This is a genomic window from Paenarthrobacter sp. C1 (assembly GCF_049315185.1).
Lineage (GTDB): Bacteria > Actinomycetota > Actinomycetes > Actinomycetales > Micrococcaceae > Arthrobacter > Arthrobacter nicotinovorans.
Genome location: NZ_CP186052.1, coordinates 4,008,944 through 4,034,338, shown reverse-complemented (window position 1 = coordinate 4,034,338; position 25,395 = coordinate 4,008,944). Strand labels below are relative to the sequence as shown.

Sequence of the window (25,395 nt, the reverse complement as noted above, 5' to 3'; positions counted from 1 at the left end):
CTAAACGTTGCCGCGGCGGAGCAGCTTGCCGCCGGGGTTCTGGCCGTCGATCGGGGTGCCGCGCAGGTAGGTCTTGCGGACGACGCCGGCCAGCGGACGGCCGTCGTACGGCGTGATCGGGTTCTTGTGCTTGAGCTTGGTGACGTCTACAACGAAGGCCTCGTCCGGGGCGAAGATGGAGAAGTCGGCGTCGTAGCCCAGGGCGAGCTGGCCCTTGTTGTGCAGGCGGGCCAGGGCCGCGGGCTTCTCGGCCATCCACGAGACGACCTGTTCCAGCGGGATGCCGCGGTGGCGCGCTTCGGTCCAGATCAGGGACAGGCCCAGCTGGAGGGAGGAAACGCCGCCCCAGGCCACTGCGAAGTCGCCGTTTTCCAGGTCCTTCAGATCCAGTGTGGAGGGGGAGTGGTCCGAGACGATGCAGTCGATGGTGCCGTCCTGCAGGCCCTTCCAGAGGAGCTCGCGGTTGGAGGCCTCGCGGATGGGCGGGCAGCACTTGTAGGCCGTGGCGCCGTCGGGGATTTCTTCGGCCATGAGCGTCAGGTAGTGCGGGCAGGTCTCAACGGTGAGGTTGACGCCGTCGCGCTTTGCCGAAGCGATCATCGGCAGCGCGTCGGAGGAGGAGAGGTGCAGGATGTGGGCGCGGGCGCCGGTCCAGCGGGCACGTTCGATGACCTCGGCGATGGCCTTGTTCTCGGCACCGCGGGGACGGGAGGCCAGGAAGGTCTCGTAGTGGTCGCCGCCCGGGTGCGGGGCGCGGTCGATCGCGTGGGAGTCCTCGGCGTGGACGATCATGAGGGAGTCGAAGGACTTGAGTTCCTTCATGTCCTCTTCCATCTCGTCCGCGTCCAGGTGCGGGAACTCGTCCACGCCGGAGTGCAGGAGGAAGCACTTGAAGCCGAAGACGCCTTCGTCGTGCAGCGGGCGGAGGTCGCCCTTGTTGCCGGGGATGGCACCGCCCCAGAATCCGACGTCCACGAACGCCTGGTCCTTGGCGACAACGCGCTTCTGTTCCAGGCCGTCCACGGTGGTGGTGGGCGGGATGCTGTTCAGCGGCATGTCGATGATGGTGGTCACGCCACCGGCGGCTGCGGCACGGGTGGCGGAGGCGAAGCCTTCCCACTCGGTGCGGCCGGGCTCGTTGACGTGGACGTGGGTGTCCACCAGGCCGGGGATGAGGGTTTCGTCGTCTGCGAGTTCGATGACCTCGTTGCCCGTCAGGCCGTTGCCCAGGGGTTCGATGGCGACGATGACGCCGTCGCGGATGCCAACTTCGCGGGCTGCGAGGCCGGCGGTGGTCAGGATGCGCTGGCCCCGGATAACGAGGTCATAGGCGCCGATTGCTTCAGACATTGAGGTACTCCTTGTTTTCGGTCCGTTCCGCCAGGTACACGCCTATGTGCTTCCCTAATTGTTCAAGCAACGGACCTGCTTCAGCGATACATTTTTGGACATCTTTTTCCAGATCGGTCAGTGCGTGGACCGTGTGGAAGCCGGCATCCGTGAGTTGTTCCCGGCTCAGGGTACTCCGGCCGCACACTGCGATCACGGGAACCCCGGCCCTTTGTGCCGCCCGCGAGACACCCATGGGCGTCTTGCCGAGCAGGCTTTGCTCGTCCAGGCTGCCTTCTCCGGTGATTACCAGGTCGGCGCCCTTGAGCCTGCGCTCGAGTTCAGTGAATTCAAGCACGACGTCGATACCCGGCCGCCGCTCTGCCTTCAGTGCCGCGATGGCAATGTAGCCAACGCCGCCTGCGGCTCCAGCGCCTTCTGCCTTGGCGGCGTACTTGGCATGGTGTCCGGTGGTGGCTGCGAGGACGTCGACGAAGTGGCTTGCCGCGGCATCCAGTTCGGTGACGTCGTCCGGCGTCGCGCCTTTTTGCGGACCGAAGATGGCTGGGGCTCCGCTGGCCCCCAAAAGGGGATTGTCGACGTCGGACGCCAACACGAACTCCGTTGCCTCAACGCGGACGTCGAAGTTGGAGAAGTCGATTGTGTCGATGTCCGCGAGAGCGGCACCGCCGCCGGGGAGCTCGTTGCCGTCCTTGTCCAGGAAGACGGCGCCCAGGCCCTGGAGGACACCCGCGCCGGCGTCGGTGTTGGCGCTGCCGCCCACACCCAGGATGATCTTGCGGCAGCCGAGGTCCAGCGCGGCCCGGATGAGTTCGCCCGTGCCGATGCTGGTGGCTTGCTTGGCCGTCTGCGAGGTGGGGCCGGCCGGGAGGAGGGCGAGACCGGAAGCTGCCGCCATTTCGATGACAGCTTCCTGGTCCCGCACCGCGAAGTCGGCCTTCACCGGCTCGCCGAGCGGGCCGGTGACGGTGGTGGTCCGGCGGGTGAAGCCGGAGCCGATGGCGGCGTCGATGGTTCCTTCGCCGCCGTCGGCCACCGGAATGCGTGTCGCTTCAATGCCGTGGCCGAAGCCGGCCAGCAGGCCTGTTGCCAGGTGCTCGGCGACGTCGGGCGCGGACAGCGAGCCCTTGAATTTGTCCGGGGCGATGACAACACGCATTCCGGTGCCTCCTTCCTTTACTTACTTACGCTTTGGCCAGAATCGCGGTGGGTGCGTCCGCCGCGGTCTCTGCCAGCTCTTCGAACTCGTTCACGCCGTTGATCTCAACGCCCATGGAGATGTTGGTGATCTTTTCCAGGATCACTTCAACAACCACGGGAACCTTGAACTCGCCCATCAGTGCCTTGGCCTTGTCGAAAGCGGCGGGCAGATCGTTGGGATCCTCAACGCGGATGGCCTTGACGCCCAAGCCCTCGGCAACCTTGATGTGGTCAACGCCGTAGCCGTTTGTCTCCGGGCTGTTGATGTTTTCGAAAGCCAGGGAAACGTTCTGTTCCATGTTGAAGCCGCGCTGGCTCTGACGGATCAGGCCCAGGTAGCTGTTGTTCACCACAACGTGGATGTACGGCAGGTTGAACTGTGCGCCGACGGCCAGTTCCTCGATCATGAACTGGAAGTCGTAGTCGCCGGACAGGGCAACAACGGTGGCATCCGGGGTGCCCCTCACTACACCGAGAGCTGCCGGAGCGGTCCAACCCAGCGGGCCGGCCTGGCCTGCGTTGATCCACTTGCGGGCACCGAACACGTGCAGCATCTGTGCGCCGGCGATCTGCGACAGGCCAATGGTGGACACGTAGGTGGTGTCGCGGCCGAAGGCCTTGTTCATCTCCTGGTACACGCGCTGCGGCTTGATGGGCACGTTGTCGAAGTTGGTCTTGCGGTGCAGGGAACCCTTGCGCTCCTGGCACTCGGCAACCCAACCCGAGTAGTCCGGCAGGGTCTTGGCTGCCTGGCGTTCGCGGGCCAGCTCCAACAGACCGTCCAGCGCCGCACCGGCGTCGGACGCAATGCCCAAGTCCGGCGAGAACACGCGACCGATCTGCGTCGGCTCGATGTCGATGTGCACGAACTTACGGCCGGCCGTGTAGGTGTCCAGGCCGCCGGTGTGGCGGTTGGCCCAACGGTTGCCGATGCCGATCACGAAGTCGCTCTGCAGGAAGGTCTCGTTGCCGTAGCGGTGCGAGGTCTGCAGGCCAACCATGCCGGCCATCAGCTGGTGGTCGTCCGGGATGGCGCCCCAGCCCATCAGCGTGGGGATTACGGGAACGTTCAGGATCTCGGCCAGTTCAACCAGCTGGGCGGAAGCGCCGGCGTTGATGATGCCGCCACCGGCAACGATCAGCGGGTGCTGGGCTGCGGTCAACAGGTCCAGTGCCTTTTCCAGCTGCTTGCGGGAAGCCTTGGGCTTCTCCACCGGCAGGGGCTCGTAGGCATCGATGTCGAACTCGATCTCGGCCATCTGAACATCGATGGGCAGGTCCAACAGAACCGGGCCCGGACGACCCGAACGCATCAACTGGAACGCCTTCTGGAACGCGCCGGGAACCTGGCCCGGCTCCAGGATGGTCATGGCGAACTTGGTCAACGGCTTGGCGATGGACTCGATGTCCACGGCCTGGAAGTCTTCCTTGTGCAGCTTGGCAACGGGTGCCTGGCCGGTGATGCAGAGGATCGGGATCGAGTCAGCCTGGGCTGCGTACAGTCCGGTGATCATGTCCGTGCCAGCGGGGCCGGACGTGCCGATGCAGATGCCGATGTTGCCATCAGCTGCGCGGCTGTAGCCGTCAGCCATGTGGCTGGCGCCTTCAACGTGGCGGGCCAGCGTGTGGCGGATGCCGCCGTGGGCACGCATTGCTGAATAGAAGGGGTTGATCGCTGCGCCTGGCAGGCCGAAAGCCTCGGTGGCGCCTTCCTTTTCCAGGATGGCGACTGCCGCGTCAACGGTGCGCATCTTAGCCATGGTGTACTCCTTGAAGTCTGTTTTTGGGTGTGCTGAAGCGAGTTTGTGTACAGATAACGCCTTCTAGAAGGTGCTTTCCGTGCGTAAGCTGTACACAAACTCTTTTGCCGTGGGGGCTGGTTACTTCCGGCCGCTGAGCTGGAGGACCTGCTTGAAGAGGCCCGAGTGGTCGAGGCCGCCGTCGCCCTGGTTGACGGTTGCGGCGACGAGCTGGGCGACGACGGCGCCGAGCGGGACGGAGACGTTGGCTTCGCGGGCTGCGGAGGTGACGATGCCGAGGTCCTTGTGGTGGAGGGCCAGGCGGAAGCCGGGGTCGAAGTTGCGGTCGAGCATCTTCTGACCCTTCTGGTCGAGGACCTTGGAGCCGGCCAAGCCGCCGCCCAAGACCTTCAGTGCTGCGTCGGTGTCTACGCCGTAGGCCTCAAGGAAGGCGATGGCCTCGCCGAGGACCTGGATGTTGACGGCCACGATCAGCTGGTTGGCTGCCTTGACGGTCTGGCCGGAGCCGGACGGGCCGACGTGGACGATGGTCTTGCCCACTGCGTTGAGGACATCCTGCGCTGCTTCGAAATCAGCTGCTTCGCCGCCGACCATGATGGACAGGACGGCGTCGATGGCGCCCTGCTCACCACCGGAGACGGGAGCGTCGAGCGGGCGGATGCCTGCTGCTACTGCGTCGTCCGAGAGGCGCTTGGCGACGTCCGGGCGGATGCTGGAGGCGTCGATCCAGATGGTGCCCTTCTTCGCGTTGGCGAAGACGCCGTCCTTGCCGCTGACTACGCCCTCAACATCGGGGGAGTCCGGGACCATGGTGATGACGACGTCGGCGTCTTTGACTGCGTCCGCGATGCTGGTGGCACCCTGGCCGCCTTCGGAGACGAGCTTGTCGATCTTGTCCTGGCTGCGGTTGAAACCGGTGACCGTGTGGCCGGCCTTGACGAGGTTGATGGCCATGGGGAGGCCCATGATTCCGAGGCCGATGACTGCAACGTTGCTCATTGTGGTTCTCTTTCTGAAAGTCTTTTTAGCTCAGGTGTGCTTGTTGAGCCGGGTGCTTAGTTGGCGTTGGCGCGCTGGCGGATGGCCCAGCTGAAAGCCGTCTCCTGCGGTTCCTTGTATTCCAAACCGATGTAGCCCTCGTAGCCGAGTTCGCGGCTGCGGGCGATCCACTCGCCGAGGGGGAGGTTGCCGGTGCCGGGTGCGCCGCGGCCGGGGTTGTCGGCGATCTGGATGTGGCCGAAGTCCTTGGCGTGGTTCTCGATGACGGATTCGACGTCGTCGCCGTTGACTGCCAGGTGGTAGAAGTCGGCGAGGAGCTTGATATTCTGTGCGCCGGACTCTGCCTTGACGCGGGCGATGACCTTCAGTGCGTCTTCGGCGGTGAGGAGCGGGTACTTGGGTGCGCCGCTCACCGGCTCGAGGAGGACAGTTCCGCCAATACGTGCGACGCCGGCAGCTGCTGCGGCGAGGTTCTTGGCGGCGAGTTCGTCCTGCTCTTCAGGGGTGAACTCGTCCTGGCGGTTGCCGTAGAGGGCGTTGAAGGCCTTGCAGCCCAGGTGCTCACCGATGCCGGCTACGACGTCGATGTTGTCCTTGAACTCGGAGCAACGTCCCTTCCAGGAAACCAGGCCGCGGTCGCCGGCAGGCATGTTGCCTGCGTTGAAGTTGAGGCCCGTGAGCTGAACGCCTGCGTCCTTGATGGCTGTTTCGAACTCGGTTACTTGCGCGTCGCTGGGGACGGAGGTTTCGAAGGGCCACCAGAACTCGACGGCGTCAAAACCGGCTGCCTTCGCGGCGGCGGGGCGCTCGAGCAAGGGCAGCTCCGTCAGGAGGATGGAGCAGTTCACTGTGTACGTCATCGTAGGTCCTTCCGAGGAGGGGCTGGGATCTATCTTCCGTTGCTTGGCTGATGCCTTGGTACTCGGCTTCAGATTCCGCTTTGTGGAATTTAGATTCTGCTTTATGAAAAGTTTAGGGAAGGTGGAGGTGTGAGTCAAGGGGGTGGGTGTTTGGGATACCAGAGCCGTGTGGTGCCCAGGGCCGGTAGCCGCACTGCAGGGCTGGACTTCGCACTAATCGTGCAAAGAGCCGTTGCACGATTACGGGTTGAATGTTCGGCGAAGAGTGGGCCAGTGTGGACTCCGTATACCTACTCCGCGCCAAGGTGGTCCGTAGGATTGGCGTTGTGTCAGAAACAACAACAGGCGGCCCACCGCGCCCACTGGGAGTCGGAGACATCGTCGTTGGTCCGAACGATCTCCTTGGTGAATGGGTGGCGGCCCAAATCACTACTATCGATCCTGGTTGGAAAAAGGTTGGTGTGCTTGACCTGAATTGGTCAGGTCCGCAACCGCTATCAATAGATGACTTGGATGCTATTGAGCCGCTCGTATTGACGCACAATTCGTGGAATGGCCGGTTATCGCACGTCAACTGTGACTGGGTGCTTCCCCGGAGCTTTCGCGTCATCGGTAGCCTGCCACTGATCCATGACCAACCCTCGAATAGTTACACCAGCAGTTGGCGAGCAGGGTATCAGTTTGCCCTTCAACGTGCTTGGGACCGGGGCGAGCACGATTGGAAGGAACCAGGGAAACTCGAACTGACGCCAGGGCAGCTGGATCATGCTCTAGTCGAAGGCGCACCTGTTCAAGATGGAGTGCGCAGCCTTAGAGTGACCGGCCTGTCCGAAGCGGACTGCCTGCGGATAGCATCGACTTTTCCCAACCTTAAGAGTCTAGTTCTCGGCGGCAACCTCGGGCAGCTCAGGAACGCCGGAATGCTTAGCCGGCTCGGCCGGCTCCGCGACCTCCTTATCTCCGGCCTATTCGGCATGACGAAGGCCGACTGTTTACTTCCTATCGAAGTTCCCAACCTCGAGTATCTTTACCTAGACAGCGTGCCTCACGAGTACGCCTCCGCGATGCGGAGTCGGTGGCGGACAGAAGCGGCTAACGGCACAAGCGTCAGCATCACCAAGGCACGCAAGCCTGAGTGGGTGCAAGAGAATCTTGAGAACCCGCTTCGCGACTGGGATGGACGCGAACACATAAGTTCTGGTCGCTTCAAGAAAGCTGTGGCGCAATTCAAGAAAACACGAAGCGAGGTGCTCGCAGCGCTCTCAGGCGAGTCCGACGAGTCCACCTTGGGACGATTGGAGGACGTTGGGCATGATTACGCCAGCGCCTTCAATCGCCTCGACGGACGGTCCCCCTTCATTGAGACAGAGGAGCGCGAGGAATTGTTCGATGCGCTCGACAAGGTCATGGCTGAGTCTGAATTGGAGTTGGGTCGTTCCCTCGCGGCCGAGCGGCTGGCCCTTTTGTCGGGAGTAGATGCCGCACGGGACTGGTGAGCCTTGCCTTGCCCTGGGCATCGGCCTACGACGCACGCGACCAAGAAACTCCACCCGCCAGCCCTGCTTGAGGCCCGTCGCGCTGATCCATCTGCTGAGGTGCCCCGGCTCCTACACGACATATGCGTTGTTATCGGCCTTTTGAAAGTGCTGCGTTGGCCATGAGGTAGCACTCAGTTCTGTTCGGTGAGTTGGTTATTGCCTCGTTGGGGCCAGTAACTGACAGACTGGAAATATTCGGTTGCGTCAGCATGCTCTGTGAATTCGAGCAGGTTGCCGATCTTATGCTCCAGGACATCACGTACCTCGCCTGGTGTAGCGAAGAAGAACTCTTTTCGGAGGTTGGACTGGTTCAGGGCACGGGCGGCGAAGTGCTTGTGAAGTTCGTTCTCAAGGGTGACTGCATCTTCGGAGAAGTACAGGGTGTGGATGTCGAATCGGAAGGGGACGGATGCGCCACTGAGTTCGGCTACGCGTTGTTCCGGCTCCAGCCTGCGTGTTAGACCGATCTTCACAACCCCCTCGCCGAAGGCACCGCGGTTGGAGATCACATAGATGTACCCGGCCCTGATATTGGCCGCACGGAAGTCGTTCTGCGCGATGGCCTCGTCGACTTCTCTTAGACGCTGTTCCAGTTCTTCGTCGTGTTGGCCGGAGGCGCCGAGGGCCGCAAGGGCATTGAGAAGGTGTGAACGTTCCTTGTCCAGCCGGGAGCGTTCCTCGGCGAGTTCCCTTTCGACGCGTTGTTCTTCACGCAGGCGTGCGCGCTCTTCACGTTGGGCTTCTTTTTCTTCCTGCTTCTTCATCAGCCAGTCGGCCGTAAGCTCAATCTCTTCGAGTCGGAGGTCATGGAATTCATCGCTGATGTGCATTTCCATGAGCGAGCCGAGCTTGGCGATGGCCACTCGTGACGCTTCCAGACGCCGTTTCGCCGTGATGACGTTGCCGAGTTTGAGTGACCTGATGCTGTTGTCTGCTTCGGCGTTGTATGCCCTAAGCATGAGTTTCGCCAAGTCCTCGGTCATCCGTCTGCCCTTGGCCAAGGAGTTGTCAAAGGTGAACATGTTGGACTTGATGATGGCGCCACCGGCCCGAACCAGGTCCGCGATGCGTGTTTCGATCTCACCTAATCGGTCACGATAGGAGGCTGCGTTCTCAAGCGGGTGATGGTAGCGGTAGATCCCGACCTCTTGAAGTACCAGTCCGTCGTTGAGTTCAACATACGACGCTGCGGCAGCCGGGGTCTGTTCAAGACGTTGCTTCAAAAGGCTGTTCTCTGCCTCGAGGAAAGCGATCCTGGCTGATTCGGAAGACTGACCGCCGGAGGGGGGAACGACCGGTTGGTCTTGCCTCTCGACCGCCGCTGCCGGCGTTGGAGTCAGGTCATTCCTATCAGGATTGGCGGGTAGCCACAATTGCCAGCCCTCGGGTGGGGCCGGCCAGGCTGGATCGGGCGTCCATCCGGCCGGAGGGCGCCACGAAAGCGGCGGCTTGGGCCACCCGGGCGGGGGATTGAAAATCATTGTTTGCTCAGCCGACATCAGGAAGTACGTACTCCAGAGACATTGGCAGGAACCAGACCCAGCGGATTCTTCGAGACTGAAGCCCCAAGATGCTCAAGCGTGGCGGACGGTACGACGGCTGAAAGGTCAATGTCGGCGAAGACGTCACGTGGGACAGCTACGGCAACGAAGGGAATGTAGGTGTCACGGCCCGTCGCCGGGTTGATGGTATTCGTTCCCACTTCCAGTGAGATGCTCTGGATCAATCCGCGCCGGTCGGCTTCAAAAACCTCGTGCAGAGTACGCAACGCGACCTGGTGCACAGCGCCGGCATACCGGTCCTTTGAGTCCTTCTGAGACAACGCAACGGGCGTGATTTCATCCGCTGCTTTGACGTACTTGTAGGACTTGATCGTTGGGACACTGTCCGGGCCCGGCACGAGCGTTCGCAAGGCAAGTTCGGCAGTTGCAGGATTGAACTCGGATTCGTGCTCCACCTCGAAAGCCTCGGGGTACACAGAGTTGGCGAGCACGATTCCAACGTACTCTTGCACTGCGTCGACGACACCATAACCCAAGCCCGCGATCAATTGATCCAGGGAGGCATTGTGTTCGGCGACTTCCGATTCGCGAGCGGCGCACTCGGCTTCGTAGAACTTGCGCGCCTGCGCAAGTTGCTCCTGCCTTTTCGTCTCGGCTGCCGCGTGACGCTCCGCGAGTTGACGACGGCGCTCGGGCAGCTGCTTCATCTCTACCTCCCAAGCACCACGGGCAGCTGCGTATTCCGCTTCAGCCTGTGCCTGCGCTTCAGCCAGCTTCTTCTTCCGGCCAAACAATCCGGTCGGGGGAGCAGGAGGCCGAAACGCCGGCTCTTCGGGATCCAAGAGCACAACGGGCGGAGGCGTCGGAACCTCGAGTGAGCGATCAAAAGGAGGATGCTTGGCCGTCTGCCGCAGTGATTCAAGATCTACGTAGTCGTCAACGTCGAGAGTTGCCTCCAGAAGAGAATCGACTTGGTCGTACAACGCAAAAAGCTCGGCATTCAGTTGCTCGACTTCAGCCTGTTTGGCAGCGATGTGGGCATCGGCAGCTTCCTTCTCCAAACGTTTCCGTTCAGCCTCCGAAGCCCGTTGGAACGCGGCAGTTGCCCGGTGTTCCGCCCTGAGGGCCTGCTCTGCGCGCCGGGCCGCTGCCGCCTGCTCACGGACCGCGGCCCGCTGTCGCTGTTCAGCCAGCCGTGCCTGATGTTGCATTTCCGCAAAGAATCCCCGACGACGCCCCATTACTAACCTTTCACTGAATTTTCGTTCACCATATCAAGGGCGAACGACGTCTTTTGCCCGAACTTCGAGAAACGACCAATGAGAGACAGAAATAGTGGTTTATGTGAATAAGAAGCAGCCTCTAGGGTTGGGTTATGAGCATGGATGTCATACAAGTGGAAGTCGTCGGCCAGTCCTGGTGGTCTGCAGCGCTTCCTGTCCTCGCGATCGTTATCTCCCTTGGCTCGCTGGGAGCAACCTTGTGGTTCCGGTTTCGAGATGATGCCAGGCTCCGGCTGCGCGCTGTTCGTGGGTATCTGTTCGGTGCCGGGCAGGACGACAAGATGTTCCTCTATCTTGAGGCTACGAACCAAGGCAGATCCGGAGCCACTGTTCTGCAGTCCCTGCGTTTAGTACTCGCAGACGGTTCTGCCCTGTCGAGCATTAATCCCACTGTTCGCGATACGCAATTCCCAGCAACCCTGGCAGCAGGACAGAAGGCCCAGGTACTGATGCTGATGAGCGAGGTTTCCACCTATCTCGGTGCCTCGCTGGACAGTAAGAAGGTCGTGCACATAGAAGCCGAGACGGGACACGGGATAACGAGGATGCGGTTGAAACCCAAGCAGTTGAGAAAACTAGTTGGACGCGGTGAGACGACGTAGACCTTCGCTCCCTGATGGCCAAAAGTATTTCTAGCTGTTCGAGAGGCTCGGTTATGGGAACATACGGAATGCAGGAAGACTGTGCACACCGATATAAGAGGTGCCCTGAATGCCCGAAACATTACTAGGGCGTGATCATAGGCTCAGGCACCACACGCTCAGCCGCAGAGTTTGAGGGCAGCGTCGGTGACGGGGGAGAGATCGATTCTGAGACCGGGGGCGATGGGATCTGGTGCCCAGATCGGCTCTGCTCCTGGATATCCGCCGTGGTCCTTTGCAGTGCCGTTGGCTGCGTATTTCTTGCCATCCGGCGCTTCTAACGTCGCTACCTGCAGCGAACGTCCTGACACCGTGATCCGTTCACAACGCGCGACGACGTAGGTCACCGTCAGGGGCCATTTATCGCCAAATTTGGTGCTGACGAGCAGTCCAGGATTATTGACCAGCTCATCCGGGACATTGACCGTGGTCGGTTGTTTGGGGTCCTTCGACGCATATTCGGCACACAGGCCGGTCTCGGGCGAGCCCACTGTTTCATCTGGGAAGCTCACAATGACGTATCCGGCGCTGCCACCTTTCTTATCGATTCCTCCGCCGGGCGCCCAGGTGCGGTCGACGCAGACTTCAGTTTCGTTGACCACGACGCCTGCAAAGGTCATACCTTCCCATATGGGCGCGTCGGGCAGCTCAGCCTTTGCGGCTGCCTCTGCCTTCGTCACTCTCTCAGTTCCGGTGAGCGTGATTAGTGGGCTGGATGAGGGCGAGGAGGTGCGCCAAGTAGCACCCGCGGATGCCGAGGAGTTCACATCAGCCGGCGTGGCACAGCCGGCGAGTAGAAGAGCCACTGCAATTGAACTGACACTTAAACCCTGAAAATTCCCCATGGCTTCACTGTATATAGGCGCAGGCGCGCTACGCTGGCTTTTTCAAAAATGCTTCTCCCTCGACTGCGGGGTCCGTGTGCTGGTGTGGTTGACAGCGCTTCCGTTCGCTGCAATCGGACACTGTTTACGCCGATGTAGAAGGGTGCATCCCGACCAGCAGCTAGAATTCAGCCAAATCACCGTTCAAACTGGGGGCACCTCCAAATGACTTATCCCTATCCCGACATGCCATCTGCGCCACAACCTCCCAGCACTCCCAGGGCCCTGATCATCACGTTAATCGTCATTGGATCACTGGCTATCGCCTCTGTGCTTGGGGCGTTCATCTTTTTCGGCATTCAAGGTTCCGCCTCCGCGGCACAGGAATCACGAGCCAGTACTGCCGCGTCATCCAGGGCAGCAGCAAGCCAGTCAGCCGCAGCAGAAGCTGCCAATAGAGCGCGGGCCCAGAGGGAGGCCGCCGCGTCACTCGCCAAGGCTGAGGCGGAAAGGGCCAAAGCAGATCGGATAGCCATGGAGAAACAAGGTTGGACATACGTGTCGGACTACCTCTACTTCGCCACACCAAATGAAAATTACCTCTGCCCATCCACTCGGTACGGGTGTACCTACATGGTCGTGACGAACAACAAAGCCGGGGGATGTCCACGAGGGATCGGCGTTCGAGCGTCGTTCATCTCGGCCAGCGGTGTGTCTGTGCACAACGGTGCACGTACAACAGGTGCACTGGCCCCGGGCGAACAGGCTCAGCTCGACTTCACCGATCTATCAGGTCAGGGTGCCTCATTCCGTGTGGACTCTATGTCTTGCTACTGAAGATATAGCGGACTCGAACTCTCAAGGTCAAAGATGATGCCTTTGCCGATTAGGCCAGCGGACTGGCTTGGCGTGTCATAAGGACCCATGATCCGGAGAGTGACCAAATGGGAGGTAACGTGTATTTACATGTATCTGATATGGGGGTTTTGGGTTGTCGGAGGTTGCTCGACTTAATCGGTATGAGCTCGCTGAGCGGTATCCGGACAAAGCATGGCGGGAGAAGTTGCTTGACCTGCTTTCGTTGATCAGCATTCTTCGTGAATGCATCATTGAAAAGTCATACAAACCCTCTGAGGTGTTGAACGCTGCCATTGTGCTGACTCCCGTCGGGACAAGAGTTCGGTCGCAGCTCACCACTCGGGAGAAGGTCAATGCAAAAGATGCCAACGTTTTGACTCTACTGGGGCTCGTCCACGTCGAGCCTCTAGTGGATATCGAAAAGATCGACTTGGACCTCCTGGCCAGTGCTATTTCTTCTGAAATTGAGGCGGGCGCTCTGCGTTTTCCTTTCATTTTCGGCCGCGAGTTGTACGATCGTGCGTCTGATCTGTTTCCCGAGGAACGGGACTTCCTCGGACATCAGGACACTTTACGTTTACTTGAGGGGACGCCCCAGGGAGTGTTTCAGGCGGGCCCTTACCTGTTTGGTCCCTATGGAATCAAGCGTCGTTCCTTTAAGAGGAGGCTCTCGCCAACTACTTCGATCCCGCTGCAACACTGCGCCGACACGGCGTGTGGGCTTGTCCACCGTGTCCAATTAACGACCAGCGGGGACGCAGGCGTCAATAAGTCGCGTCCGTCGTTGACGAAGATACTGGATCAGATCAACGAGCACCCCTCCGAATGGAACAGGTTTGTTTCCGATTTCACCGAGGATGAGTTCAACCCCTACGAGGTCGAGAACGCTGCAACCCTCTGTAACTTGATTGGTGACGCTTTCAGTGATCCTGAGCTCAGATCGCTCATTACACACGCAGCGTCGACGACTCAGGGACAACTCCAGACAGCTACGACGGAATTGGGTCTTGAAGGCAAGCTCAAGGATGTTGTTCCGGCCATGAATCGAGCTCAACTCTTGCAACTGCTCTTCATGCTCAATGATGAGACTCTGGCTGCAGTTCTCGACTCGGCTGTTCGTGAGGGCGTGATCCTAGTACCCGCCGATGAGATTCGGAGGCCTCGAGTCAACGGTAGGGTCCGGTCCGGGGCCTGGAGGCTTAGGGCCCAACTCAGCCGGCTCGGTACGCGAGCGGTGAGCGCTGACACTGACCTTCCACTTCTGCGGCTCTCGTCGTTAGCACGATCACTATTCGATAATGAATCAAACGATGAGATTGACGAGCTTGCTTGGATTTTGAGGGGAACTCGTGGTGATACTGCCCGGGAACGTCTAGAGGAATTCCTAAGGACTTCGCATCCCAAAGACATCGTAGAGACTCTCGTCCTGTCCAGGCGGTCGAATGCTAGTTCCGTCTGCAAGGATCTCGGCATACCACTCGAGCAGCGGGACCCCGCTCTGCGCGATGCAATCCTTTGGAAACTGGGCTTCCCACTTCCGAAATCCAACGATCTCAGGGACGAATACTGGCAACTCCATCATTCCTTGGAGAGCCTTGCCAAGACAGCCGCGGTGGACCTCGCGAGCACAGCTGAAGGCCTAAGGGCTGCCTCTTCGGACTATTTCGTCTGCCTAGAGAGGTTCCTTTTCGACTCCCTATGCTTTGCCACGTGGGGGCTTTTGGTCGATCATTACGCCAGCGATGACCCGTTTGTGTACCTGCAATCGACGGCACAGGACTTCACGATTGACACCTTGAATGCATCCGTTGATCACGACGAAGATTTGAACCGTCTTTCCAAGGAACCAGTCCTGAGTTCAATCGTCGAAGGCTTCTTTCGACTTTCTCGACTCCTGAAAGGGTTACGTGAGAGTCCGGAGGGCCACCGGCGGGACGAGAGCTCGTATCCCAAGTATTCCAAGAAGACTGATTTGCAGCAGTTCCCCTTCCTGCATCTGCACCCGTTCCTGGACCTCCTTCCTGAATCTCAAGTGAGGCTTGTGGAAGCTCTGGCTGAGGTCGGAAGCGGACTCAACGACTCCGGAATCATGTCGGCAAGGAACGGTCTGCACCATGCAAAACAGAGAGTACCTACCGTGGGGGAAGTGGAAAGTGCTTTGCGGAAAGCTCGAGTAGCCCTTGACCAGCTTGAATCTATCGGCTGTGTCCGTGGAACGTTCGCGATATCTTCATCCCAAATAAACGCTTGGGGAGCTGCCACGACCACAATGGTTTCGAATGGACGAACGATTAGCTTCTCTTCGCCTTCGGCGTTCGAGTGGGCAAAGTTGCCGAGCTTGGCCGTGCCGAACTATCTGATGCAAGGTGCTGTCTTCGCTCCGCCCAACGAGATGCTCCGGTTCCGTGAGGGGTTTGCCTCTGACTATCGCGACTACTGGCTTGGTTACCCGAGGCGGCCTGAGCCAGGAACGCGCCTTGTCTCGGAAGCAGCCGACTCATCCGCGGCTCCTGTTGAGACTGGTTCTTACGCGGCTTCAAGGGTGGGTTAGATATATTTTCAGCCAGACGGTTGGACGAATCGAGGGGTATTTTTGACGTTCTATCTGTTGGGCCCAAGCGGGGCCGGCAAAACAACACTTGGCAAATTACTCGCTGAAAAGGGAGTCATCAAATTTCTAGATTCGGATGACGTGCTCGGCGATCGCTACGACCAGTGGGAAGCCGTTGAGAAAGAACTAGAGCTTTGGGACTCACACACCGAGGCACTTCCCCTTGTCGTGGCAGTTGGTGCAGGTACACAGAACCTCGATGGACACACACCGGGTCAGCCCCTCAAGCAGTGGCTCGCAGATGATCGACGCGAAGGGGTGATCGCCATACTCTGCGACCCTGAGGAGACCCTGAAAAGGAGATCCGGGCATCATCCATCACTGCAGTCCGTTCATGGAATGGAGTTCGCCGAGGCAAGAGTGGAATTATACGAGCTGGCAAGTGAATCCATAAAGACGACGGGCCGCAACAAACCTGAGTCGGCTGATGAATTGCTTACCGCGCTGGGAACAATTGATAGTAGATGGAAACCCCACTTCCATAGGCACCTGAGCGCATCCGATCAGTCGATAGAGCAATAAGCCGGCCTGAACTCACCGATTTCACTTTGAGGGTAGTCTCCCTGGGTAGGCAGAAGCGAGCGGTCAGGAGCACACTCTATGAACGAACGGCGCGGACCTTCAGCGGTACCGCAGGCCGCCAGAGTGCGGGGCCGACACTTTTCGCATTGGGTCGACCCATCCGAACACTCAAACGCCGTGGACAAACTGACAAAGCACTTGTCTTACTCATGGAGTGCATTGAAGCGACTGAAGGGGATCAAGCCGGCCCCTTTCCTGCGCCCTGGTACACACATGGCAGGCGGCGGTCATATTTCGGCAACGGCGCGACTACCTTGCTGAGATCGAGATCCTTGAGCGGTGGGTCAACACCACACACGGTAATCCCCTCGAGTGGGGCGCGGGTGCACGCCGCATGTTTCCCAGACCGGAGCGGGCGCGAGACCTTGCTCAAGGGATGTCGTGTTGAACGTGCGGGCTCTCTCATTAGTGGATCCTTTGACAGGAACCCTCTCCAAAGCTCATGAATCGGTATGCCTCCGTACCAAGATTTTGCAACGTCCAAGCAAACTGTCTCATTTTAGTTTTCTCAATGTGGATGAGTTCACGCCCTCAGCGAGATTTTGGGAGCTTTGTTCATTCTTGATGTCGCTGTTCTGACGAGGGGCGAGCCCGTCAACAGGTCGGTTCACCTACGACCGCTCGCACTGATCGCGCCAGCCATCGAATTGCGACTGATCGTCAGGCACGCTCGGTTTCCATACTCCGGCTAAGCTGAGGAGCGTCGCTGGGCATGCCACGGCAATTGTGCAAAAGCCGCAGAATCGCTCGCGGAAGGACGAAAGAATGGCTCGAGCGACAGTTCAGGACGTCGCTAGAACGGCGGGTGTGTCCGTCGGGACGGTGTCGCGCGTCCTGAATGGGAGCTCGGCGGTCAGCGCCTCGGCGAAAGAAAAGGTCAACGCCGCCATCAAGGAGCTCAGCTACCGCCCGCTAGCATCAGCAAGAGATCTCCGAAGAGACCGCACCATGCGTGTCCTGGCCCTCGCCAAGAACTTGGACTCCCTCGTGATCAGCGAAGTCTTCCGGGGTGTGGGTGACGCCGCCGCGGATTCGGGCTACGTCAGCCTCATCGCAGCCACGGACGGGGACCTGGATCGCGAACAGCAGCTCGTGGACATGCTTCGCAACGGTTCCGTGGATGGGCTTGTCATCTTCTCGCCAACGATGCCGGACGACGAAGTCAACACCGTCGCCGAGCAAATGAGTGTTGTACAGGTCTGTGAAATCGTCGACGCCGAGGCGGCATTCGGGGTGTCCATTGATGACCGCCAGGCTGCCTACGACATCACCAAACATCTGATCGACACGGGCGCCAAGAAGCTGGCCATGCTCGCGCACAGGGGTGCCCGCTCAGGCCGGCTGCGCGAGGAAGGATTCCGCCAGGCCCTCACGGAAGCGGGCTTGGAGCCGGACCAGATCCTGTTCGGTGAAGGCAACTTCGGCTTCCACGCCGGCCGAACGCTCGCTAAGAAGCTTCTCAAAGCAAATGACCTCCCCGACGCCGTCTTCTGCGGCACTGACGTAGTCGCAGCGGGATGCGTCCGCGAGCTCACGGACGCTGGCCTTAAGGTTCCGGAAGACATTGCCGTAGCAGGTTTCGATGACTCCGCCCAAGCAGAGATGTGCGTCCCGGAACTGACCACGGTCCGCCAGCCCGCCTACGAGATGGGCCGCGTAGCCTTCGCTGAACTCCTGGAGCGGATGACCGTCGAGGGCTCGCATCGCAAGGGGAGAACCTTCCTCCCGCACGAACTCGTCATCCGGGACTCCACCAAATAAAGAGGGTTGACAGCCCTCCGTGGTCCCTGTCACACTACTTTGGAATCGATTCCACGGCCAATAGGCCGATTTTTCGAAACACATTTGGAATCGATTCCACGAACCATATGCACCACCGGCAAAGAAGCCACCCTCAGCACGCGGGACAGCCCAAACGCGCACTGAACGCCACCCACCCACAGCCACCAAAGGAGCCACTTGTGGACTTGAACCGACCTACTTTCCCGCTCCAGAACAAAGCCGCAACAAACCGAAAAGCCCTAGCCGCAACCGCAATAGCCGCCGTCCTCCTCCTCAGCGCGTGCGGCGGGGGAGCAGCACCCCAAGGTGCCGAGCAAGCAGCAGCTGCCGACCCGGCGTCGGGCGCTAACGCCAGCGGTGCCGTGAACATCTGCGGCGTCAAGGACGCGAGCGGTATCTACAAAGGCACGGCGGAGGCGTTCACGAAGGCGAACGGCAAGGTCACGGCCAAGTACACCGAAATCGGCGCCACCACGGATGAAGCCCGCACGCAGATCGTGCAACGGCTCGAGGGTAAGTCCACGGAGTGCGACCTCTTCGTTACGGACGTCATCTGGACCTCCGAGTTCGCCTCCCAGGGCTGGCTGCTGGACCAGACCAAGTTGGTGGAAGCCAACAAGGACCGGCTCATTCCCTCCACTGTGGAAACCACCAAGTACCAGGACAAGTACTGGGGCTCACCGTTCTTCACCAACGCCGGGTTGATCTACTACCAGAAGGACAAGGTAGCCAAGCCCGAGTCATGGCAGCAGCTCTACGCGGAAGCCGCCAAGGCGCCCGGCAACGGCTACGTCTACCAAGGCAAGCAGTACGAAGGCCTCACGGTGAACTTCCTCGAAATGCTCTACAGCGCAGGCGGCGAAGTCCTCAACGACCAGGGCGACGTCAAAATCGACTCCCAGGAAACCCGCGACGTCCTCAACTTCATGAGCGACGGACTCAAGAACGGTTCAGCCGACCGCGCCGTCCTGACCTACAACGAAGACCCCGCACGCCTCGCCTACGAGTCCGGCGACTTCGGATACCAGCGCAACTGGCCGCACGTCTACCGCCTGCTCAATGCAACACCGCTCGCGTCCAGCTTCGCGGTTGCGCCGCTGCCGGCATGGGAAGGCGGCAAGGCCTCCGGCGTGCTCGGCGGCTGGAACCTCGCCATTTCGGCGCACTCCACCAACCAAGCCGGAGCTGTCGCGTTCATCGACTTCGCCACCACGCCGGACTGGCAGAAGCACGTGGCCATGGACTACTCGCAGGCCCCGGTCAACGAAGCTGCCTATTCTGACGCGGCTGTGCTAGAAAAGATGCCGTTCGCCACGGAACTCCTCGCCTCGGTGAAGGGTGCCAAGCCGCGCCCGATCTCCCCGGTCTACCCGCAGATCAGCCAGGCGATCTACAAGAACGTCTACGCCGTCCTCTCCGGTACCACCTCCACCGAGGACGCCGTGAAGAAGATGGCTGACGAAATCACCACCGCCAAGGCGAGCTTCTAACCATGGCCCTCAGAACAGTCTCGCCAAGCCGCGGCCCAGCGAAGACAAGCGGCCGCGACCGCGCCGAGCGCAAGCTCGCGTTCCGCATGACCGCGCCGTCGCTGGTCATCATGGCGCTGGTTGCGGCGGTCCCCATCGGCTACGCGATCTGGCTCTCGCTGAACCAGTACAGCGTCCGCACCGCCGGCCTGTCCCGCTTTGTTGGCCTGGAAAACTACATCAACGCCCTCGCAAGCCGGGAGTGGTGGGCTGCATTCGGCCAGACCTTCCTCTTCGCAGGCCTCTCCGTCACCCTGGAACTCGTCCTCGGAACGGCCATGGCGCTCCTGCTCAACCTCGCGTTCAAGGGCCGCGCCGTCCTGCGCACCGTGGTGCTGCTGCCGTACGCGATCATCACCGTGGTCAGCGCCATCACATGGCAGACGATGTTCCAGCCCAATATGGGCCTGGTCACCAACGTCCTCTCCGCGCTGGGCCTGCCGGGCGGCGATGTCGTGTGGCTCGGGGAGCACGGCTATGCGATGGCCGTGATCGTCATGGCCGACGTCTGGAAGACCACGCCCTTCGCGGCGCTCATCATCCTGGCCGGCCTGCAGGTCATCTCCGCCGAAACGTACGAGGCCGCGGAACTCGACGGCGCCAGCAAATGGCAGACCTTCGTCAACATCACCCTGCCGCTCCTGCGTCCGGCGATCGTCCTCGCCGCGATCTTCCGCACCATGGACGCCCTACGAGTCTTCGACCTGCCGTTCGTCCTCACCCGCGGAGCCAACGGCACCGAATCCATGTCCATGCTCGCCTACACCCAACTGCGCGAAAACCGGCTGGTGGGCGAAGGGTCGGCGCTGTCCATCCTGACCTTCCTCACCGTCATGGTGGTCTCGGTCATCTACGTCCGCTTCGCCGGCGGCAACATCCGCGACGTCGCGAAGGAGGAACAATGAGCACGCTGACTGCAGAACGCCCGACGCCGGAACTCGCCACGTGCGCCAAGGCACCGAAACGTCGTCGCTTGCGTGGGGAGGCGAAACTGCACCCCATGGTGTGGGTGTTCGTGGTGGCGGTCATGGGCTTCTCGCTCATCCCTTTCTACTGGCTGGTCAACACCTCCCTTAAGAAGGGCGCGAGCCTGTCACAAGGCGAGCTCTTCCCGAGCCAACCGACCCTGGAGAACTATCTGGTGGTCTTTCAGAACTCCGAGTTCCTCCTGGCCTTGCGCAACTCGGTGATTATCGCCGTCGTGACTACAACAGTGGCGCTGGTGTTCGCATCCTTCGCCGCCTATGCGCTGGCGCGGTTGAAGATGCGCCGCAAGGCGATGATCCTGACGCTGATCCTCTCGGTCACCACGTTCCCGGCCATCGCCATCGCAGCCCCGATGTTCTCCATCTGGCGCGAAATCGGGCTGTACGACACGTTGCTCGGCCTCATCATCCCGAAGCTGACGTTCGCGTTGCCGCTGGCGATCTACACGCTGACGTCCTTCTTCAAGGAGATTCCGCGTGAGCTGGAGGAATCGGCGTACATGGATGGCGCCACGCCGTTCACAGCGTTCCGCAAAGTCATCCTGCCGCTGGCGGTCCCCGGCCTGGCGACGACGGCGATCCTGGTGTTCATCTCGGTCTGGAACGAATTCCTCCTGGCCGTCACCTTGACCACCTCGCCCGAAGCCCGGCCCGTGCCTGTCGCGATCGCGTTTTTCAGCGGCACCAGCGAGTTCGACCAACCCCTCGGCACCATCAGCGCCGCGTCGGTGATCATCACCGTGCCGCTGGTGATCCTCGTGCTTCTGTGCCAGAAGCGCATCGTTTCCGGCATGACGGCCGGCGCGGTCAAGGGCTGACCCCGTCACAAAATCCAAGAACCACCCACTGACTCCCAGAAACCCGGAAAGAACAGGAACAACGTGAGCATTCAGCAGCAGGCCCCGTCCACAACCCTCAAAGTGGGAGTTGTGGGCATCGGTTGGGCCGGCCAGCAGCACCTCAAGGCGTACAGCAACATCGACGGCGTCGAGATCGTCGCCGTCGCGGGCATGGAAGCCGACCTCCTTGCCCAGCTGAAGGGGGAGTACAGCATTCCCCACGCGTTCGCCCGCTGGGAGGACATGATCGAGCTGGAAGGCCTCGACGCCGTCAGCGTCGCCGTGCCGACGTTCCTGCACGCACCCATCGCCATTGCCTCGCTCGAGCGCGGACTGCATGTGCTGAGCGAAAAGCCGTTGGCGCGTAACGCCGTCGAGGGTCAACAGATGGTGGACGCCGCCCGTAAGGCAGGCCGCGTCCTGGACGTCGCGTTCAACCATCGCCGCCGCGGAGACATCCAGGCGCTCAAGGAAGTGATCGACGCCGGCACGCTGGGTCGCCCGTACTACGCAAAGGCGTCGTGGCTGCGCAGGCAGGGCATTCCGATGCTGGGCAGCTGGTTCACCAACCCGGAACTCGCCGGCGGCGGACCCCTTGCTGACATCGGGGTGCACGTCCTGGACTACTCGCTGCATCTCCTCGGCGAGCCCAAGGTGCTGGCCGTTTCCGCGTCGACCCATTCCGAACTCGGCCCGCGCGGCCTCGGCGGCAACGCCCGGTACACGGCGTCGAACTCCAGCCACAAGTTTGAAGTGGAAGACTTCGCCTCCGCATTCATCCGGCTGGAAGGCGGCGGAACCCTGATCCTGGAAGCCGGTTGGGCCACATACCGCGACGAGCGGGACCTGATGGACTTCACCGTTTACGGGACCGACGGCGGCGCGGACTTGCGCTCGGTCGGCGCCTCCGAGAACCCGGTAGCGGACGTCCACGTCTTCACCGAGAAGGACGGCGAAAACGCGGACTTCGAAGTGGTGGCCGAACCCGGGCGAGCCCACCAGGCCGTCGTCGACGACTTCATCGCCGCTGTGCGCGGCGGCGAGACCGTGTGGGGAAGCCACGACGGTTCCCTCGCCCTCAGCCGGGCCCTGGTGCTCGATGCCTGCTACAAATCCGCCCTTGAACAACGTGAAGTGGTGCTCTGAAATGTCTGATGCGAAATTGAAGATTGTCGTCTGGAACGAAGCTGTCCACGAGGCCCGCAACGAGCCCGCAACCATCGGCGAGATGTACCCCGAAGGGATCCACGGCGCCATCGCTGCCGGGCTGCGCGGCTTCTACCCGGACTCCGAAATCACGACGGCGACACTCGCCGATCCCGAGCACGGTCTTTCTGAAGAGGTGCTGGAGCAGACTGACGTGCTGCTGTGGTGGGGGCACATTGCGCATGGGGAAGTTGCCGACGAAGTGGTGGAGCGCGTGCAGCGCCACGTCCTAGGTGGCATGGGACTTGTGGTGCTCCACTCCGGGCACTTCGCCAAGATCTTCACCCGGCTGCTGGGAACCACCTGCTCGCTGAAGTGGCGCAACGAGGGCGAACGCGAGCTGGTGTGGACGGTCAAGCCTTCGCACCCGATCGCAGCCGGCATTGAGAGCCCGATCGTCATTCCGCAGCAGGAAATGTACGGCGAGCTGTTCGACATTCCGGAGCCCGACGACCTGATCTTCATCAGCTCGTTCACCGGGGGAGAGGTGTTCCGTTCCGGCGTTACGTTCTCCCGGGGCAAGGGCCGGATCTTCTACTTCAGCCCCGGCGACCAGGAATACCCGGTGTACCACCAGCCACAGATCCAGAAGGTCATCGCCAACGGTGTCGGCTGGGTGGCCCAGCCCGGTGTCTTCCGGGAGTCACCCGAGGTTTCCAACCCTTCACGGGGCTGGTTCGAGGCCTAAAGACGATGAGTACTCCTCTTCCTAGCGGCCGTCCGTTGGGCGTGGCCGCCATCGGTTACGCCTTCATGGGGAAGGCCCACTCGAACGCGTGGCGGAACGTGGCCAGCTTCTTCGACGTCCCGGCCTTCGAGCAGAAAGTGCTGGTTGGCCGGGACGCCTCGGCGGTGGCCGATGCCGCTGCCAAGTACGGTTGGGCCGAGTCAGCCACGGACTGGCGTTCCGTAATTGCGCGGGACGACATCGACATTGTGGATATCTGCGCGCCCGGGTGGATGCACGCGGAGATCGCTCTGGAAGCTCTGGCCGCCGGGAAGCATGTGCTCGTGGAGAAACCGCTGGCCAACACTCTGGAAGAGGCCGAGTTGATGGCTACCGCCGCAGCTTCGGCGCGGGGCCGGGGTGTGCAATCGATGATCGGCTTCAACTACCGCCGCGTTCCTGCACTTGCATTGGCCCGCGAACTGATTGCCGAAGGGCGTCTTGGAACCGTGCGGCACGTCCGTGCCGCCTACCTGCAGGACTGGCTCTCCGACGTCGAAACCCCCATGAGCTGGCGGCTCCGCAAGGAGACGGCCGGCTCCGGAGCGCTGGGCGACATTGCCTCCCACGCCATCGACCAGGTCCAGCACCTCACGGGCCAAACCGTCACCGAGGTGACCGGAACGTTGCGGACTTTTGTGACCGAACGCCCCGGTGCCGCTGGGCTGGAGAAAGTGACAGTCGACGACGCCGCGTGGGCCACTTTGGGGCTGACCGGCGGCGTGAGTGCCTCCGTGGAAGCGTCACGAGTGGCTACGGGACAGAAGAACTCTTTGAAGATAGAGATCTACGGGTCTTTGGGTTCGTTGACGTTCGACCTGGAGAATCTGAACGAGCTCGGTTTCCTGGACGCTACAGTTCCCGTGCGGGAGCAGGGCTTCCGGCGGATCCTGGTCAACGAGCCCGAGCACCCTTACGCTGCGGCGTGGTGGCCGCAGGGCCACGTCATCGGTTGGGAGCACACGTTCACGCACCAGGTCCGCGACTTCCTCCTTGCCGTTCGCGACGGAAGCGAGCCGTCGCCGTCGTTCGATGACGGGCTGCAGATCCAGCGGGTGCTGGCCGCCGTCGAAGAGTCGGCGCGGAACAGGAGCACGGTGACTGAGGTACGGGAGCGGGTTGGCGCCAGGGCGTGAATCTGCGGCGAAGTATTTTCCTTCTCACGAACTCCGGGTTCGCGACCGGCGGCCCATTTCATTCAGCTGGCTTTTCTGGCAAAAAACCCTGTGCAAGGGCAGTGTCAATAGCCTTAGGCGACGGCAGCGAAGCTTGTTCCTGGGCAGGCAGGGCGTCGTAGGTGTAGGAGCTCACTGCAATGGGCTGCGACGATCCGTCAAGGGCATAGCGAACCGTCCGTTCGTGCTTTGAGCCGCAAACGAGGATTCCCACGGTCGGTTCCATGCCCGGGAACCGCACCATGTCATTTATGGCGGCGACATAAAAATTCAATTGACCGAGGTGTTCCGGCCGGAATTTGCCTGATTTCAGTTCAACGACGACGAAACGGTTTGTCGGCACGTGAACCAACAGAAGGTCGATGTAGAAGTCTTCTCCGTCAACGTCCAAGTGGTACTGGCGACCGTAAAACGCAAAGCCGCGGCCAAATTCGGCCAGTGTCTGCGACATCCGAAGAGTCATTGCTTCTTCTATCGCAATCTCTTCTGCCTCCTTTGTCAGCCCAAGAAAGTCCAGGACCAACGGGTCCTTGGCTAGGTCGGCAGCAAGGTTTGCGCCCTCGCCGGGGAGACGATGTTCGAGATTGTTCGGTGCTTTCCCCGTGCGATCACGAAGACGGGTCAGGACTTGATGTTGAAGTACCGGAAGCGTCCAGCCATGCAGCGCCGCCTGAGCCGCGTACCGGTCCCGCTGCACGGGATCCCTTAGCTTGAGTAATTCGATGATGTGGCCCCACGGCAATTGTGCAAAGCTGCTTTGCACTCCCGAGTCCGGCCAATCCCAAGCTGCGGCAAAGGCCCTCATATAGAAGAGGTTGCGTCGGGAGAAGCCCCGCATGCTGGGGAATTCACTCCGCAGGTCGTTTGCAAGGCGATCAAGCACTTTAGTTCCCCACGGTTGGGTAGTTTGTCGATCGAGGATTGTGCGCCCAATACCCCAGTACAACTTCAGCATCGCCATGTTAACCACGCGTTGGACGCGGCTCTGTGCCGTTCGCACTTGATCCTTCACAGAGGCAAGAACCTCGGCGTATGGACCTGGTAGCTCGGGGTGAATCGACTTCATGGTGGAAACCGTAGCCTGCCCCTCCGACAATCAAAGCTCATGCCCAGCAGTGAGTAGATCCGGCTGCGGCGCCGAGT

Annotated in this window: 21 protein-coding genes; 11 read left to right on the top strand and 10 right to left on the bottom strand. The window is 60.8% G+C overall.

What is annotated here, in order from left to right:
- The 5 genes from allB to ACNAOU_RS18780 form a co-directional block, all read right to left on the bottom strand.
- On the bottom strand, nucleotides 1-1,350 hold the full coding sequence (gene allB, locus ACNAOU_RS18800; RefSeq protein ID WP_144649355.1) for an allantoinase AllB: 1,350 nt from the start codon (nucleotides 1,348-1,350) through the stop codon (nucleotides 1-3).
- Nucleotides 1,343-2,509, bottom strand: coding sequence for a glycerate kinase (locus ACNAOU_RS18795; protein WP_055972577.1), 1,167 nt, complete (start codon nucleotides 2,507-2,509; stop codon nucleotides 1,343-1,345). Before ACNAOU_RS18795 ends, allB begins: the two co-directional genes overlap by 8 nt.
- A 25-nt stretch (nucleotides 2,510-2,534) precedes the next feature.
- The gene (gene gcl / locus ACNAOU_RS18790; RefSeq protein WP_422757485.1) at nucleotides 2,535-4,310 is read right to left on the bottom strand and encodes a glyoxylate carboligase; all 1,776 of its coding nucleotides are present in this window, start codon (nucleotides 4,308-4,310) and stop codon (nucleotides 2,535-2,537) included.
- Nucleotides 4,311-4,430: 120 nt separating this feature from the next.
- Entirely contained in the window at nucleotides 4,431-5,309 is an 879-nt protein-coding gene (locus tag ACNAOU_RS18785; RefSeq protein ID WP_422757484.1) for a 2-hydroxy-3-oxopropionate reductase, read from the bottom strand.
- Nucleotides 5,310-5,365: 56 nt separating this feature from the next.
- Nucleotides 5,366-6,169 carry a hydroxypyruvate isomerase family protein gene (locus ACNAOU_RS18780; RefSeq protein WP_422757483.1) on the bottom strand — a complete coding sequence of 268 codons (804 nt, stop codon included), beginning with the start codon at nucleotides 6,167-6,169 and terminating at the stop codon, nucleotides 5,366-5,368.
- Between the two features lie 326 nt (nucleotides 6,170-6,495).
- Here ACNAOU_RS18780 and ACNAOU_RS18775 point away from each other — a divergent pair, with 326 nt between their 5' ends.
- Nucleotides 6,496-7,665: a hypothetical protein gene (locus ACNAOU_RS18775; RefSeq protein ID WP_422757482.1), complete on the top strand. Its 1,170-nt coding sequence runs from the start codon at nucleotides 6,496-6,498 to the stop codon at nucleotides 7,663-7,665.
- Nucleotides 7,666-7,838: 173 nt separating this feature from the next.
- Here the strand turns inward: ACNAOU_RS18775 and ACNAOU_RS18770 are convergent, their stop codons facing one another.
- Both ACNAOU_RS18770 and ACNAOU_RS18765 read right to left on the bottom strand, forming a co-directional pair.
- Entirely contained in the window at nucleotides 7,839-8,930 is a 1,092-nt protein-coding gene (locus tag ACNAOU_RS18770) for a DUF4041 domain-containing protein (protein ID WP_422757481.1), read from the bottom strand.
- 275 nt (nucleotides 8,931-9,205) lie between these two features.
- Nucleotides 9,206-10,420: a hypothetical protein gene (locus ACNAOU_RS18765; protein WP_422757480.1), complete on the bottom strand. Its 1,215-nt coding sequence runs from the start codon at nucleotides 10,418-10,420 to the stop codon at nucleotides 9,206-9,208.
- A gap of 164 nt (nucleotides 10,421-10,584) precedes the next feature.
- Between ACNAOU_RS18765 and ACNAOU_RS18760 the strand changes: the two genes are divergently transcribed.
- Nucleotides 10,585-11,094, top strand: a complete 510-nt coding sequence (locus tag ACNAOU_RS18760; RefSeq protein WP_422757479.1) for a hypothetical protein — start codon at nucleotides 10,585-10,587, stop codon at nucleotides 11,092-11,094.
- 158 nt (nucleotides 11,095-11,252) lie between these two features.
- Here the strand turns inward: ACNAOU_RS18760 and ACNAOU_RS18755 are convergent, their stop codons facing one another.
- Both ACNAOU_RS18755 and ACNAOU_RS18750 read right to left on the bottom strand, forming a co-directional pair.
- Nucleotides 11,253-11,978, bottom strand: a complete 726-nt coding sequence (locus ACNAOU_RS18755) for a DUF2511 domain-containing protein (protein ID WP_422757478.1) — start codon at nucleotides 11,976-11,978, stop codon at nucleotides 11,253-11,255.
- A 338-nt stretch (nucleotides 11,979-12,316) separates the two neighbouring features.
- Nucleotides 12,317-12,493: a hypothetical protein gene (locus ACNAOU_RS18750; protein ID WP_422757477.1), complete on the bottom strand. Its 177-nt coding sequence runs from the start codon at nucleotides 12,491-12,493 to the stop codon at nucleotides 12,317-12,319.
- Between the two features lie 545 nt (nucleotides 12,494-13,038).
- Between ACNAOU_RS18750 and ACNAOU_RS18745 the strand changes: the two genes are divergently transcribed.
- The 9 genes from ACNAOU_RS18745 (at nucleotide 13,039) to ACNAOU_RS18705 (ending at nucleotide 24,213) form a co-directional block, all read left to right on the top strand.
- Nucleotides 13,039-15,366: a hypothetical protein gene (locus ACNAOU_RS18745; RefSeq protein ID WP_422757476.1), complete on the top strand. Its 2,328-nt coding sequence runs from the start codon at nucleotides 13,039-13,041 to the stop codon at nucleotides 15,364-15,366.
- A gap of 42 nt (nucleotides 15,367-15,408) precedes the next feature.
- Nucleotides 15,409-15,948 (top strand): shikimate kinase, encoded by a 540-nt coding sequence (locus tag ACNAOU_RS18740; RefSeq protein WP_422757475.1) that lies wholly within the window; start codon nucleotides 15,409-15,411, stop codon nucleotides 15,946-15,948.
- Between the two features lie 825 nt (nucleotides 15,949-16,773).
- On the top strand, nucleotides 16,774-17,769 hold the full coding sequence (locus ACNAOU_RS18735; protein WP_422757474.1) for a LacI family DNA-binding transcriptional regulator: 996 nt from the start codon (nucleotides 16,774-16,776) through the stop codon (nucleotides 17,767-17,769).
- 200 nt (nucleotides 17,770-17,969) lie between these two features.
- Nucleotides 17,970-19,280 (top strand): ABC transporter substrate-binding protein, encoded by a 1,311-nt coding sequence (locus ACNAOU_RS18730; RefSeq protein WP_422757473.1) that lies wholly within the window; start codon nucleotides 17,970-17,972, stop codon nucleotides 19,278-19,280.
- 2 nt (nucleotides 19,281-19,282) lie between these two features.
- A complete protein-coding gene (locus ACNAOU_RS18725) occupies nucleotides 19,283-20,224 on the top strand; it encodes a carbohydrate ABC transporter permease (protein WP_422757472.1) in 942 nt (313 codons plus the stop codon).
- Nucleotides 20,221-21,123, top strand: coding sequence for a carbohydrate ABC transporter permease (locus tag ACNAOU_RS18720; protein ID WP_422757471.1), 903 nt, complete (start codon nucleotides 20,221-20,223; stop codon nucleotides 21,121-21,123). The genes ACNAOU_RS18725 and ACNAOU_RS18720 overlap by 4 nt, the downstream gene beginning before the upstream one ends.
- A 63-nt stretch (nucleotides 21,124-21,186) precedes the next feature.
- The gene (locus ACNAOU_RS18715; protein WP_064722756.1) at nucleotides 21,187-22,290 is read left to right on the top strand and encodes a Gfo/Idh/MocA family protein; all 1,104 of its coding nucleotides are present in this window, start codon (nucleotides 21,187-21,189) and stop codon (nucleotides 22,288-22,290) included.
- Between the two features lies 1 nt (nucleotide 22,291).
- Entirely contained in the window at nucleotides 22,292-23,038 is a 747-nt protein-coding gene (locus ACNAOU_RS18710) for a ThuA domain-containing protein (protein WP_079582114.1), read from the top strand.
- 5 nt (nucleotides 23,039-23,043) lie between these two features.
- A complete protein-coding gene (locus ACNAOU_RS18705; RefSeq protein ID WP_422757470.1) occupies nucleotides 23,044-24,213 on the top strand; it encodes a Gfo/Idh/MocA family protein in 1,170 nt (389 codons plus the stop codon).
- Nucleotides 24,214-24,271: 58 nt separating this feature from the next.
- Here the strand turns inward: ACNAOU_RS18705 and ACNAOU_RS18700 are convergent, their stop codons facing one another.
- Nucleotides 24,272-25,318, bottom strand: coding sequence for a PDDEXK nuclease domain-containing protein (locus ACNAOU_RS18700; RefSeq protein WP_422757469.1), 1,047 nt, complete (start codon nucleotides 25,316-25,318; stop codon nucleotides 24,272-24,274).
- Nucleotides 25,319-25,395 lie beyond the last annotated feature (77 nt).